At 44.4% G+C, this 14119-nt stretch carries 12 protein-coding genes; 6 read left to right on the top strand and 6 right to left on the bottom strand.

Annotated elements, in window-relative coordinates:
* Positions 1 to 68 precede the first annotated feature (68 nt).
* The 3 genes from ISG33_RS17145 to ISG33_RS00935 all read left to right on the top strand — a co-directional run bounded on the left by ISG33_RS17145 (position 69) and on the right by ISG33_RS00935 (position 911).
* Entirely contained in the window at positions 69 to 194 is a 126-nt protein-coding gene (locus ISG33_RS17145; RefSeq protein WP_255528843.1) for a hypothetical protein, read from the top strand.
* A 196-nt stretch (positions 195 to 390) separates the two neighbouring features.
* Complete coding sequence (locus tag ISG33_RS00940) at positions 391 to 591, top strand: hypothetical protein (protein ID WP_195731707.1); 201 nt, start codon at positions 391 to 393, stop codon at positions 589 to 591.
* 65 nt (positions 592 to 656) lie between these two features.
* Complete coding sequence (locus ISG33_RS00935) at positions 657 to 911, top strand: hypothetical protein (protein WP_195731706.1); 255 nt, start codon at positions 657 to 659, stop codon at positions 909 to 911.
* On the opposite strand, the gene ISG33_RS00930 is transcribed toward ISG33_RS00935, so the two are convergent.
* Both ISG33_RS00930 and ISG33_RS00925 read right to left on the bottom strand, forming a co-directional pair.
* Positions 908 to 2611 (bottom strand): sodium:solute symporter family protein, encoded by a 1704-nt coding sequence (locus tag ISG33_RS00930; protein ID WP_195731705.1) that lies wholly within the window; start codon positions 2609 to 2611, stop codon positions 908 to 910. The two genes, ISG33_RS00935 and ISG33_RS00930, sit on opposite strands and share 4 nt — an antisense overlap.
* 3 nt (positions 2612 to 2614) lie before the next feature.
* Positions 2615 to 2881: a DUF4212 domain-containing protein gene (locus ISG33_RS00925; RefSeq protein ID WP_195731704.1), complete on the bottom strand. Its 267-nt coding sequence runs from the start codon at positions 2879 to 2881 to the stop codon at positions 2615 to 2617.
* Between the two features lie 159 nt (positions 2882 to 3040).
* Here ISG33_RS00925 and ISG33_RS00920 point away from each other — a divergent pair, with 159 nt between their 5' ends.
* The gene (locus ISG33_RS00920; RefSeq protein ID WP_195731703.1) at positions 3041 to 6484 is read left to right on the top strand and encodes a PAS domain-containing hybrid sensor histidine kinase/response regulator; all 3444 of its coding nucleotides are present in this window, start codon (positions 3041 to 3043) and stop codon (positions 6482 to 6484) included.
* 98 nt (positions 6485 to 6582) lie between these two features.
* On the opposite strand, the gene ISG33_RS00915 is transcribed toward ISG33_RS00920, so the two are convergent.
* The 3 genes from ISG33_RS00915 to acs are packed head-to-tail and all read right to left on the bottom strand — an operon-like array spanning position 6583 to position 9944.
* A complete protein-coding gene (locus ISG33_RS00915) occupies positions 6583 to 7326 on the bottom strand; it encodes a hypothetical protein (RefSeq protein ID WP_195731702.1) in 744 nt (247 codons plus the stop codon).
* An 18-nt stretch (positions 7327 to 7344) separates the two neighbouring features.
* Entirely contained in the window at positions 7345 to 7989 is a 645-nt protein-coding gene (locus ISG33_RS00910; RefSeq protein ID WP_195731701.1) for a response regulator transcription factor, read from the bottom strand.
* 11 nt (positions 7990 to 8000) lie between these two features.
* Positions 8001 to 9944 (bottom strand): acetate--CoA ligase, encoded by a 1944-nt coding sequence (gene acs / locus ISG33_RS00905; protein WP_195731700.1) that lies wholly within the window; start codon positions 9942 to 9944, stop codon positions 8001 to 8003.
* A gap of 428 nt (positions 9945 to 10372) precedes the next feature.
* Between acs and ISG33_RS00900 the strand changes: the two genes are divergently transcribed.
* The gene (locus ISG33_RS00900; RefSeq protein WP_195731699.1) at positions 10373 to 11542 is read left to right on the top strand and encodes a DcaP family trimeric outer membrane transporter; all 1170 of its coding nucleotides are present in this window, start codon (positions 10373 to 10375) and stop codon (positions 11540 to 11542) included.
* 250 nt (positions 11543 to 11792) lie between these two features.
* Positions 11793 to 12962, top strand: coding sequence for an HDOD domain-containing protein (locus ISG33_RS00895; protein ID WP_229333406.1), 1170 nt, complete (start codon positions 11793 to 11795; stop codon positions 12960 to 12962).
* A 97-nt stretch (positions 12963 to 13059) separates the two neighbouring features.
* Here ISG33_RS00895 and ISG33_RS00890 read toward each other — a convergent pair whose 3' ends face one another.
* Positions 13060 to 14112, bottom strand: coding sequence for an aldo/keto reductase (locus tag ISG33_RS00890; RefSeq protein WP_195731698.1), 1053 nt, complete (start codon positions 14110 to 14112; stop codon positions 13060 to 13062).
* Positions 14113 to 14119 lie beyond the last annotated feature (7 nt).

The following is a 14119-nucleotide window of genomic DNA, read 5'->3' as shown; positions in this document are numbered from 1 at the left end:
TATCATACTCTTTTACAGTCACATTACATTGACAAACATCAACCCATCTAAGTTAGAAGGCATTGGCTGTGTTGTCTTTGTTAGACGGCAATGCCTGTGTTGTCTATGTTAAAAGGCAATCACAGCTTGTGGGTGATGAAGCTGAAAGACGTTGTGTCGCTTTCGCTCCAGGCCATCCTGGCCCGCTTAGCTAAAGCCATCCATGGCTTTAGAAACTTTCTACTTCATCACCCACAATCGGCGCTGACCCTCTAAGTTCCCAGTTCGTTTTACCGTCGATATTGCTTTGCATTTGCCAACAGTCCAGCCTAGCCAAAGTGGATAGCCTTGACCTCTATGCTGGCGCAAAGCGTCTAAAACCATGGATGGTTTTAGTAGAGCGGGTCATGGATGACCTGCCGCAACGCGGCACAGCGTTTTTACATTTGCCAACAGTCCAGCATAGCCAAAGTGGATAGCCTTGGCCTCTCTGCTGGCGCAAAGCGTCTAAAACCATGGATGGTTCTAGCAGAGCGGGTCATGGATGACCTGCCGCAACGCGGCACAGCGTTTTTACATTTGCCAACAGTCCAGCATAGCCAAAGTGGATAGCCTTGGCCTCTATGTTGGCGCAAAGCGTCTAAAACCATCGACGGTTTTAGTAGCGCGGGTCATGGATGACCTGCCGCAACGCGGCACAGCGTTTTTACATTTGCCAACAGTCCAGCCTAGCGAAAGTGGATAGCCTTGACCTCTCTGCTGGCGCAAAGCGTCTAAAACCATGGATGGTTTTAGTAGAGCGGGTCATGGATGACCTGCCGCAACGCGGCACAGCGTCTTTGCAGAAGCAGAGAGGCCAGGGCTATCCACTTTCGCTAGGCACTGAAAAAGCCCAGCATGGCTGGGCTTTGGTCTCAGGTTTCAGTAGCTAGTGACCGGTGGCTTCTCCTGCTCCTTTAGGGAAACGAATGCTTTCCACCAAGTCTTGTATTTCTTTGGGAGCCTCGTCAGTAAATTTAAATACGGTAAGAGCAACCGCAAAGTTTATCAGCATGCCAATGGTGCCGATACCTTCGGGGGATATACCAAACAACCAGTTTTCAGTAAGGTTCATCTCAGGGCTCACGAATTTAAAATAGATAATATAGGCGGCAGTGAAAGTGATACCCGTCACCATGCCAGCTATTGCCCCTTTATCGTTCATACGCTTACTGAAAATACCCATGATGATCACCGGGAAGAAACTAGAGGCAGCCAAACCAAAAGCAAAAGCGACTATTGCGGCCACAAAGCCTGGCGGATGTATGCCAAAGTAGCCTGCAATGAGTATTGCGATTGCGGCGGCCAGCCTTGCAGATAACAGCTCCTGTTTATCGGTAATATTCGGCATCAGATTTTTCTTAAGTAAGTCATGCGATACCGATGACGAAATGACCAGCAACAAACCCGCCGATGTAGACAATGCTGCAGCAACACCACCAGCGGCGACTAATGCGATCACCCAAGCCGGTAAATTCGCAATTTCTGGATTAGCCAAAACCATAATGTCGCGGTCGATAGTCATCTCGTTGCGTTCGTCGCCCGAGTAAAACATTTTGCCATCGCCATTTTTATCATCATGCTTAATAAGATTGGTTTTTTCCCAGTTCTTTATCCAACTTGGTGCTTCAGCATAAGAGGTGCCTGTGGCTTGTGGGCCATTGATGGTTTCAATCATATTCACACGGGCAAAAGCGGCTAACGATGGCGCAGTGGTGTAAAGAATAGCAATAAACGCCAAGGCCCAGCCGGCACTTCTGCGTGCGTCGCGCACTTTCGGCACAGTGAAGAAGCGCACGATGACATGAGGCAATCCCGCGGTGCCCACCATTAATGCAAACGTAATACAGAAGATATCCAGTAAGGATTTTTTATTCGACGTGTACTCAGCAAACCCTAAGTCAGTTGAGAGCATGTCGAGTTTATCTAAGAGATAGGTAGAGCTGTCGACAAGCGTCGCGCCAAAGCCCGTTTGCGGTAATACGTGCCCTGTCATTAGTATAGATATAAACACTGCGGGTACTAAGTAAGCAAAAATGAGTACGCAGAACTGAGCAACTTGGGTGTAAGTGATGCCTTTCATACCGCCTAAGACAGTGTAGAAGAACACAACCCCCATGCCAATCACTACGCCTAACCACAGCTCAACTTCCAAGAAGCGACTGAAGACAACACCAACCCCACGCATTTGACCTATCACATAGGTAAAGCACACAAAAATTGCGCAAATGACCGCAACCGTTCTTGCTGTTTGCGAGTAGTAACGATCGCCAATAAAATCTGGCACCGTGAATTTGCCGAACTTGCGTAAATATGGCGCCAAACAAAGGGCGAGTAGCACGTAACCGCCGGTCCAACCCATCAAATATACAGCGCCATCGTAACCCATGAAGGAAACTAGGCCTGCCATTGAGATAAAAGAGGCTGCCGACATCCAATCAGCCGCCGTTGCCATGCCGTTTAATACAGGGTGAACGCCACCACCGGCCACATAAAAATCGTTGGTTGACCCGGCCCTAGCCCAAACAGCAATGCCCAAGTACAGTAAGAATGAAGCACCTACTATCAGAAATGTTAAGATTTGAACGCTCATCGTCTACTCCTCGTCCACGCCATATTTTTTGTCGAGATCGTTCATCTTCTTCACATAGAAGAAAATTAAGCCAACAAAAACATAGATTGAGCCCTGTTGGGCAAACCAGAAACCTAATTTAAATCCAAAAAATTGGACCTGATTAAGTAGGTCAACGAAAATAATACCGGCGCCAAATGAGACGACGAACCAAACAATGAGAAGTGTAAACAGGAGGGACAGATTATCCTTCCAGTATGCCTTCTGATCTCCTTCATTTTTAAAAGCCATCTTTGTATTCCTCAGCTAGTTAATTAGGTGTAGTAGCAGTGATGGTCTTACTTTATCCCTTGTTAATAAAACGTAAAATTAGACCATGGTCTTAGTAGTCGTAGACCCACTATTTATTGTGATACAGTTGCGTATGTAAATAGCTTGTAAGGATTTTCTATGTCATTTGGATGGTTGGCACTTGCCCTTTTCTATCTGTGTTTTTTATTTTGGATAGCAAAATGGGGTGACAGGAATACGCCTACTTCCCGCTGGTTAACATCACACCCTTTGGTTTATTCTCTGGCGCTGGGTATATACTGTACTGCTTGGACTTTTTTCGGAGCAGTAGGACAAGCGAGCCGAGATAATTGGCTGTTTCTTCCAATTTTATTGGGCCCGATAATAGTTTATGTCGTGTTTCATCGTTTTATGCGAAAGCTGATGCTTGTAAGCAAAAAGCAGCATATTAGCACTATTGCCGATTTCATTAGCGCACGCTACGGGAAGCGACAAACCGTTGCTTTACTTGTCACTATCATTGCTCTGTTGGCCACCATTCCTTATATCGCTTTGCAACTCAAAGCGATTGGGTCTTTGTTTACGATCATCTCAACACAAGAGAAGCCCACCTATGTTGTAATAGCCGCGACTTTGTTTATTGCCATTTTTGCAATGTATTTTGGCACTCGGAATACCGACGTTACCGAGTATCGTCGAGGATTGATGTTAGCAATATCATTCGAGTCTTGTATTAAGCTACTTGCCTTAGTTCTCATCGCTGTCGTTGGTTATCAATACTACCAAAGCGCGACCGAGACTGAATTGCTAAGCAGCTTTAAGAGCAGTGAAGCGCTCAGTACTTTTGGCTCCTTTACTTTTTGGGCACAAACGCTGATGGCTGCTGCGGCTGTGATATGCCTTCCACGACAATTCCACGTTGCGGTCGTCGATAACCTCAACTTGACGCATCTGAAGCAGGCTCGATGGGTATTTCCTTTGTATTTGGTAATTATCGCCGCAACGATTCCTGTGATAGCAGCAGCCGGTGATGCGATATTTAATGCCCCGGGATCAAACGCTAATGTAAAAGCCGATAACTATGTGTTGGCACTAGCTAGTTTGTCCGACTCCCTTGTACTTCAAATGATAGTATTTTTAGGTGGGCTCTCCGCTGCAACCGCCATGATTATTGTCGCCACCTTAACTCTCAGTACGATGATTACTAACGACGTTGTATTGCCAAAGTTGCTAGAGCTAAACAGTAAATTACAAGTAAACAAAATTAGGCGAATTAAAACACTTCGCAGAGCCATTATCTTATTAATATTGATATTAGCCTTTTTGTATCAACAGCAAATGACTAACGAAGCAAGCTTAGCATCCATAGGCATACTGGCCTTTTCACTACTCATTCATTTACTACCATCGATAGTCGGTGCCCTCTATTGGAAGCGAGGCCATGCACATGGCGTATATGCAGGGCTATTAGCCGGAATTGTGGTGTGGACATTGTGGCTGATGCTACCCATATTGGGAGGCGGCGATCCGGGTAAAGATCAATCGGAGGTTCTGAGCCAAGGCGCGATGGTAAGTTTAGTCGCGAACCTTATTGGCTATATTTCATTTTCCTTATTTACCCAGTCGCGTTTAATTGATCGAATTCAAGCTGAAGCGTTTGTATCGCCTGCTGACAAAAAGTTCGTTTCGCAAAGCAATCAGTCTCACACCGTTACGGTAGAGGACCTGCACACCCTGATTACAAAATTTACAGGCGACGTCAGAAGCAAGCAACTCTTTCTTGATTATACCCACCAACAAGGCTTGCAGCTTAATATGCAAGACCCTGTACAAAGCGACTTTTTAGCATTCTGTGAGCGAGCCCTTGGTGGCGTTGTTGGCTCATCTAGCGCTAAAGCTCTCATCGACAGTTTAGTCGGAGGTAAGAAACTGGATATCACCGAAGTCGTCAACTTTTTTGAAGAGTCTGCGCAGGCAGTCGACTTCAATGTAAGCGCCTTAATGACATCGCTAGAAAACCTTGATCAAGGTATTAGCGTGGTAGATAAAAACCTAAACCTTGTGGCTTGGAATAAACCCTATATCGACCTTTTTCACTTTCCTGTAGAAATGGTGAATGTGGGAATGCCAATAGAGGAGCTCATTCGCTATAACGTCGCGCATAGCAAAGTCATGAGTGGTGAACTTGAGGAACGAGTACAAAAACGCATGAGCCGACTTAAATCTGGGCAAGCCCATCGCTTTTCTCGCCAAAGAGATGATGGGCGTGTCATAGAAATGATTGGTAACCCTCTTCCTGGTGGTGGTTTCGTTACCAGTTTCCAAGACATCACTGATCGCGTGGAGTTGCAACAAGCGTTGGAAGAAAGCAACAGTAACCTTGAGCAAAGTGTTCGTAAAAGAACACAAGAAGTACATTCAATTAATGCCGAACTAAGACTTGAAATCGAACGCAGAAATGAGGCTGAAAAGGAGCTTATTCGTGCACGCAAAGAAGCCGAAGAGGCTAACGCCAGTAAATCACGCTTTTTAGCACTTGCCAGTCACGATGTTTTACAGCCCTTGAATGCGGCAAAACTCTATCTATCTGCTTTGCAGGAAACAAAACTCGATCAAGACACCACTAGAATTATCAGCAAACTTAATGACTCGGTCGTTTCTAGCGAGGCCTTAATTGCGACTATATTAGATATCTCCCGCCTTGACCAAGGTGAACTGAAACCGTTCATTGAAACCATCAACCTGCGGGAAACGCTTACCCCCATCATCAATGAACTAAGTATGAAAGCAAAAGAGAAAGGCCTTATTTTTAAACACCGAATTCACGATGTTTGGATTAGCGCAGATAGGACCTACGTGTATAGGATAATTCAAAATTTAGTGTCGAATGCGGTGAAATATACACAAAGTGGTAAAGTGTTACTCAGCACCAGAAAACGGAATGGAAAAATACTGATTGAAGTAAGAGACACTGGCATAGGTATTCCGCTGATACAACAAGCGGCTATTTTTAGTGACTTCTATCGGGTAGAGAATTCAAATGAGCAAGGGATCGGACTTGGTTTAGGCGTAGTAAAGCGACTAAGCCAACAGCTCAAATGTGCTGTAAAGGTTGTATCTGAAGAAAACCGGGGCAGTTGTTTTTCTATTATGTTTGCAGAAATGCCCGCTGTGGAGCAAGTGGGTGCAGCAATGAATAAAGCGACGTCGGTGTTTGATGGCCTGCGTATACTTTGCGTTGACGATCAACAAGAGAATCTAGATGCCATGGAGACCCTGCTGAATAAGTGGGGAGTGGATACCAGAACTGCACTCAACTATAAAGATGCCGTCGAGCTTTGTGAGCACTTTTCGCCGCAAATTCTTCTGGTTGATTACCAGCTAGGCAAAGGACCAACTGGTTTAGAAATTATAGACTCGATTCGTAGTAAGCTAAACATTGTTCTGCCTGCGTGTTTGTTAACCGCAAAACGCGGTGACGATCTTATTAGGCATTGTAAAGAGCAAGGTGTGAATTATCTCAGTAAACCTTTAAAACCGGCCAAATTAAGAACCTTGATTCAAAGTATGACAAAATTCATCACCGCGGCGAAATATAAATAAGATTCACAACTATAAGCAGCATAAGCGATAACATAAATTTGTTTTTTCACACTTTGTTGCTTTATTTCTGAGCACTGCTCTGGGTCGCGGCTTTTATTTTATATCTTCTGCTTAGGTCGGTAGCGAAGGCTGCGCATTAACATCAACATACCTGTTATGGTAAATAACACTGAGCAAGCTGCAAATGCGATGAGAAGGGGGTTGTTGAAGTCTTCACGTTCATCATAATCCATAATGTGTAACATCCACACAAAATCGAATAAACGCCAAATATCACTCCTTATTGATACCAATTGAGCACTTGAATCAGAGAAATATAAACTGGTATTCCAAGTATCATCAAAATTCACACGCCATAGTCGATCGCTCTGTGTTGCGACCTCTTGTGGAGCTATCTCTAATAGCGTCGTTGAAGCTATCTTCTTACTCGGGTTGCCTGTGTATATATAGTGTTGTTTAGCTAAGCTGCGAACCTGCTCAGCGCGTAAAGTAGGGAAAGCTAAGCCGTCAATTGCAGAGCGCAGCTCTTGGCCGGTAGCACTGGTGATCAGATAAGCGGGTGTTCCTTGATACTCGGTAAACTCAACTCTTTGCGTACTTGTGAAGCGATTTGACGCCTTTGAGCCTGCGTTAAGGTCATTTAACACGGTTTGTAAGTCAAATGAATAATCATGAAAGCTAAATGGATTTGGAAGTTCCTTAACAGCTAGGTGCTTTCCATGTACATTTTCAAGTGGTATGGCACTCATAATCAAACCACCGGCAATCCAGAAAAATAGTTGGATAACTAATACTAGACCAAGCCATTTATGCAGGCTTCGAACATAGCGTTGAACTTTCATATAAGCCCGCTTCTCATGTTAGTGAGCTGGCGGCTCTAGTTGCAGTTCAGTTGCAATTAGGACAGCTTGTGTACGATTGTTAATACCTAGTTTTCTAAAGATAGCGGTAACATGCGCTTTTACTGTCGCTTCAGCAATATCTAAATTGTAAGCTATTTGTTTATTTAGAAGGCCATCACGCATATAGCAAAGTACTTTGTATTGTGAAGGGGTTAAGCTTGCGACATTTTCAGCCAAAATTGAAAAGTGTTCATCCACTTGCTCAATTTGCTGGCGCAGTGTTTCTGGTACCCAAACATCTCCTTCCAGCATTGTGTTTACGGCATCATTGATTTCTTGAGCGCTTGCTGTTTTGGGAATAAAGCCCATCGCACCAAGGCCGACAACTTTAGATATCAATGCCGTATCTTCTGTGCCTGATACCACTGCAATTGGCAGCCCAGGAAAGGTTTTTTGTATGTGCAAAAGCCCAAACAAATCACTGCTACCTGGCATGTGTAGGTCGAGCAGTAGCAGATCAATATCTTGTGCTTCTAATATAGCAACAGTTTCGTTTAAGTTGCCAGCTTCAACAATATTCAGATCTTTCAACGCTAAATTCAACGCCCCTTTGAGGGCGTCTCTGTAAAGCGGATGGTCGTCTGCAATAAGCAGGTTTACCATACTGTGTCCTTTTACTTATTTAACCTTTCTTCGATAAGTGTATCAACGACAGAAGGGTCGGCCAAGGTTGATGTATCGCCGAGTTGTTCATGCTCATTCGCGGCGATTTTACGCAAAATCCTGCGCATTATTTTGCCCGAGCGAGTTTTTGGTAAACCACCCGTCCACTGAATCATATCCGGGCTAGCAATCGGGCTCAGCTCGCTACGCACCCACTTACGAATATCATCAGTGAGTTCCGTGGTTACCTCTACCCCCTCATTCGGAGTGATATAAACATATATTCCCTGCCCTTTGATATCGTGTGGGTAACCAACAACGGCGGCTTCAGCCACATCTTTGTGGGCTACCAAGGCACTTTCAATTTCAGCAGTGCCAAGGCGATGACCAGACACGTTCAAGACATCATCAACTCTGCCGGTTATCCAGTAATAGTTATCTTCGTCACGACGACAACCATCACCCGTAAAATACACACCCTCATAAGCCGAGAAGTAGGTTTCGATAAAACGCTTATGATCACCGTATACCGTTCTCGCTTGGCTGGGCCAGCTATCTTTAATAACCAAGTTGCCTTCAGCGACTCCTTGCAACTCATTGCCATCGGCGTCAAACAAGGCGGGTTGAATACCGAACATTGGCCTTGTCGCGGAGCCCGGTTTTAAATCATGAACCGTAGGTAATGGTGTAATCATCATGCCTCCGGTTTCCGTCTGCCACCAAGTATCAATAATAGGGCAGCGACTCTCGCCAATGGTTCTGTAATACCATTCCCACGCTTCAGGATTAATTGGCTCGCCCACTGATCCCAATATACGCAACGATGATAGATCGCAGCCTTCCACGGGTTTATCGCCGTGCGCCATCAACGCTCGAATCGCTGTTGGCGCTGTATACAGTGATGCTACCTTGTACTTTTCGACGATTTGAGCAACACGGCGCACATCGGGGTAAGTTGGTACACCCTCAAAAAATACTTGGGAAGCACCATTCGATAGTGGCCCGTATACGATGTAGCTATGACCTGTAACCCAACCCACATCAGCAGAACACCAAAACACATCGTCTTCGCGATAATCAAAGGCATATTTAAACGTCATGCTAGTCCATAGCAAATAACCACCAGTGGTATGCACCACGCCTTTAGGTTGACCGGTAGAGCCCGATGTATAGAGAATAAATAAAGGGTCTTCAGCATTCATCACTTCAGGCTCACATTGCCCTGAGCAGTCTTCGGTTAGCTCATGCCACCACACGTCGACAGCAGAGGTCTCTACCGCTCCGCCGGTTAGCTTATGCACAACAACCGCGTCAATTGACGGACATGCGCCATTTGCCAAGGCTTTATCGACGTTAGCCTTCAATGGAACAGACTTACCTGCTCTGCGACCCTCATCACAGGTAATCACCACCTTAGCTGAGCTGTCGTTAATTCGGTCTGCAATCGCATTCGGTGAGAAGCCCCCAAATATCACTGAATGTACGGCCCCAATGCGTGCACAAGCTAACATGGCATAAGCTGCTTGCGGCACCATTGGCATATACAGCGCTACGCGGTCGCCCTTGTTAACTCCAAGTTTTTTTAAACCATTAGCTAACTTACACACTTCGTAATGAAGCTCTTGGTAGCTAACCTCTTGCGAGTGTTCAGGAGAATCACCTTCCCAAAAAAGTGCAGTTTTCTTTGCACGAGTCGCAAGGTGACGATCTATACAATTGTAGCTGGCATTTAACTCACCATCTTCAAACCACTTAATTGATAAGTCTTGTGAGTCAAAGCTTGTGTTTTTGATGATCGAAGGAAGCTTATACCAATCCAACTGAGTCATCTGCTGTGACCAAAAGGCTTCAGGGTCATTTATTGACTGCTCGTACATCGCATTATATTGGTCGGGCGTAAGGAGGGTATCTTGTTTATACGCTTGCGGTACGGGGTAAAGTTTGTTGGCCGACATAAAGTAGTCTCCTTGATTACGTTCTTATCTACGACGCTGAAAGTCACTTCTCAACAAAAAGGCTGCTGAGCGCTCAAGCGCTAATTAAAAGTATTGGCTAAAAAGATTAACGACAACATACCACTACCATATACCGATGCCCGCAAACCAAAATGCGACTTTGGTATCAGACTCTGCATTAACAGCTCGAATGCTATAAGTTAACATTTGCGCCAACGCCTAGCTAGCACTAAAAGCAAATTCAGCTGTGTTCTAAGCCATTGACTTTGTTTCACTAATTCATACATTCGAGCTTAAAATACAGCGCGAGCGACGACCCTACGACCTTAGTCTTATAGACCATGGGCTAATTTGCAATTCTAGCAAGCTTAGTAATATTACTCCTGATTAACCATACCTTTACACTAAATTAACAAACGAGTCCGAACATGAAAAATTTAATAACTAAGTATGCTATTGCAGTGTCTGTAGCACTAGGAATGTCTAGTGTTTCACTACATGCTCAGGCAGATCTACTAGCAAATTCTGAAGTGAAATTCTCTGGCTATATTAAAGCTGATGCAATATTCAGCTCATATTCTGATGGCACACTTAGCAGCCAAAGTGTTGGTCGCGATTTTTACATTCCGGGGCTGACACCTGTCGGCGGCATAAAAGAAAGTACTCAATTTGACGCACACGCCAAACAAAGTCGCTTTCAATTTACCTCTACAACGAAAACTGACGAAGGAGACACCATAACTGGCGTGCTTGAAATTGACTTCCTAGTGACGCCTGGTGGTAATGAACGAGTCAGTAACTCTTACGTTCCGCGCATTCGACATGGTTTTATTAAATATAAAGCATGGACGGTCGGCCAAACTTGGACCACTTTCCAAGATGTTAAGACCCTCCCTGAAACCTTGGATTTTATTGGCGTTCCTGATGGTGTTGCCTTCGATCGTCAAGCCTTAGTTCGTTATCAAAGTGGTGCATGGGAGTTCGCTCTTGAGAATTCTGAGTCCACCATTACACCATTCGGTGGTGGTACAAGAATCGTATCAGATGACTCATCGTTACCTGATGCTGTTGTGCGATATACGCATAAGGCTGATTGGGGACATTTGTCGGTTGCAGGTATTGTTCGCCAACTGCGCTACGTAGAGGGTGATCTTATTGATGACAGTGCAAGCTCTGCGGGCGTCAGTATTAACTCAAAAATTAATTTTGATAATGGCGATGACCTTCGTATATCTTTAACCTCGGGCTCGGGGCTTGGTCGCTATGTTGCTCTTAATACAGCTAATGGGGCGGTCCTTGATGCCAATGGTAATTTGAAAAGCATCGATTCAACTGCATTTGCGCTGTCGTACCGCCACCTATGGAATTCAAAAATGCGCTCGAGTGTGACCTATGCCCAACTGACGATAGATAATGACACAGCGTTAACTGGCTTAGGAGTTAACTCAGCCACAAGTAGTATGAGTGCAAACTTGTTATATTCGCCGACTAAAAAAATCACTGTTGGGGCTGAAATTAAGCAAGCTACCAGAGAAATTGAATCTGGACTGGATGGCGACATGACACGTCTGCAGTTTTCAATGAAGTATGCTTTTTAAAAGCCATGCAAACATACACTGCCGAAAAAAGAGGCTCGCTTTTTCAAGCAAAAGTGAGCCTGATTTTTTGACAATACTTGCAGATGAAATAGGCAAAAGATCACCACATTATTGCGATGATGTGCAGCAATTTGCTTAGTTAACAGACTAATGTTGTAGAAAAACATACCTTTAGATTAATAACTATGCAGGAAATATGCTCTTTCCTGTTGTAATATCTATAAAAATACTCACATTGCAGAGCTAAAGCGTGTCACCAGACATTACCTCAACAAATCTTATCATGTACTCGAGCGTCGCTGTGGGCTTGGTGCTTATTCTTCTGTTAATAGTATACTTATACGCAATGGGCAAGAAGTCGACTATTGAGACACAGAACCCGTCAAAAAAGAGAACTAGCAAAGCGCAAAGCTTCGTCGGTTTAGAAAAAGACACTGTACCAAGCCTCAAACTTCGCGACGCTAAAGACATCCCAGAACCGAGTGAAGCCTTACTTAATTTTGAATTGCTTGAAGATATTGCGGATGAAGAACAGAAGCAATTCCTCTTAGAAGCATCTAGCCTCAAAAAGCCACATCCTCTATTAATGTCTTTAACACGAGACATTAGCGACCCGCAAGAATTACTCGACATTGTCAAAAAAGATCCTGAGTTGGTAGTGAAAGTGATTAATGTGGCAAATTCCTCTTTGTTCGCGCTACAAAAGTCGATCACAACTATTAACCATGCAGTGGTGTATTTGGGGGTTCTACAAGCCAAAAACATCTCGATGCAGTTTGCACTGGAACACAGCGCCGATTTTACTACTCAAGAACAAAAGAAAGCATACCATCGCATTTGGAAGGCAAGCTTTTTAGCAAGCTCGATCGGCTTATTAGTCGCAAAGGACATGAAATTAGAAAACTCTGCCGAGCTTTCGACGCGTTGTTTATTAGATTATCTTGGCGACATATCACTGCTGGCTGCCAAGCCTGAAATTGCTGAGTTCTACCTCGACTTCAGTCCATACTTTGAAAGACTACAGAACATACAGAACATGCTTGGAACTAACCCTTCAATAATGGCAAAAGTCTTCGCTGCAAACGCGAAGTTGCCCACCGAAATCATTGATAGTTTAGGTGCCAACGCTCTAGCGCTGGTTAATAAATTGGACTCAAGCCAATTAGACGAAGAGCAACAAAAAGTGGCTTTATTCAGTTATATAATTTGTCGCTTAACCGACATTATTGTGTTTGAGCGTGCGATGGATAACATTGATTTTGAAGAAATTAGTTTCGCAGAAACACTTAATGAGGCGCTGTATTATTCTCAGGATCAAGTTGAACGTTATGAATTAGGCCAAATTAATAGCACCTTACGCAATGCTAAATTCAAACACGATGTAGGTGAGATAGTAGAAAAGTTAAACTTAAATAGTTGAACATAAACTTGCTCCGCCCTTAAAAAAACCTAGGTTTATTCGAGAACGGAGCGCAGAGTTTTCTATAAAATCAGCAATAACCGCAACACGGCACTTACTAGAATGGCATACTGTATTTCTGCAATGTCTCAAGCACAGCATCTACACAATCTTGTGACAGTGTCATGTCAAAAGCTGCAATGTTTTCTTCCAACTGAGGCAAATTCGTTGCTCCAATAATGGTTGATGTAACGCCATCAACTTGATCGCACCAAGCTAATGCCAACTGACTAGGGCTTATACCGTGCTTCTTCGCAATCTCACAATAAGCCACTACGGCGTCTTCCGCGTGTTGCGTGTTCCTAAATAAGCCGTTACGTTGCATCATTGTCCAACGGCTTCCTTTGGGCCTAGCGCCACCGATGTATTTCCCCGACAGCATACCGCCAGATAATGGCGACCAAGGCAAGTAAGCAATATCTTCAAACACACATGACTCAATAAGATAAGGCCAATCTTTAACATGTAATAGGTTGAACTCATTTTGAATCGATACCGGCTTTGGCACACCGAGTTCGTCGCAAAGCTGTAGATAAGTATGAATGCCCCAAGGCGTGTCGTCAGATAAACCCCAATGCTTTATTTTTCCTGCTTGAATGGCTAGTCCTAAGCCCTGCACAATATCGCGCATACGATCGCGCTCAGCCCTAACATCTTGCTCAGTAGCAAGCACTTGATTTGGCCAATGCTTTCCAAAATGTGGAGAGATTCTATTTGGCCAGTGTAACTGATAAACATCGATATAATCTGTCTGCAACCTTTGCAGCGAGTCATCGAGCGCCTGTTGAATAGTTGCACCACTGATCATTGAGTTGTCGCGCACATAGGGAAAGCCAGGCCCTGCAATTTTGCTTGCAATAATGATATCCGAACGCTTACTGGCATTTCTTGATAACCAATCGCCTATAATAGCTTCAGTATCACCATGTGTTTGTTCTGACGGCGGTACCGGATACATCTCAGCCGTATCAATAAAGTTAACGCCGTTGTCGATAGCATATTGGATCTGTGCGTCGGCATCGCTCTGATTATTCTGGACGCCCCAAGTCATACTCCCCAAGCACACACGCGATACAGACAAGCCCGAGCTACCCAATGGTGAATATTTCATTCCTTGC

The organism is Marinibium conchae (genome assembly GCF_015595035.1).
Classification (GTDB): Bacteria; Pseudomonadota; Gammaproteobacteria; order Enterobacterales; family Alteromonadaceae; genus Glaciecola.
Note: the sequence above shows the minus strand (reverse complement) of the source record. Positions and strands in the feature narration are given on the sequence as shown.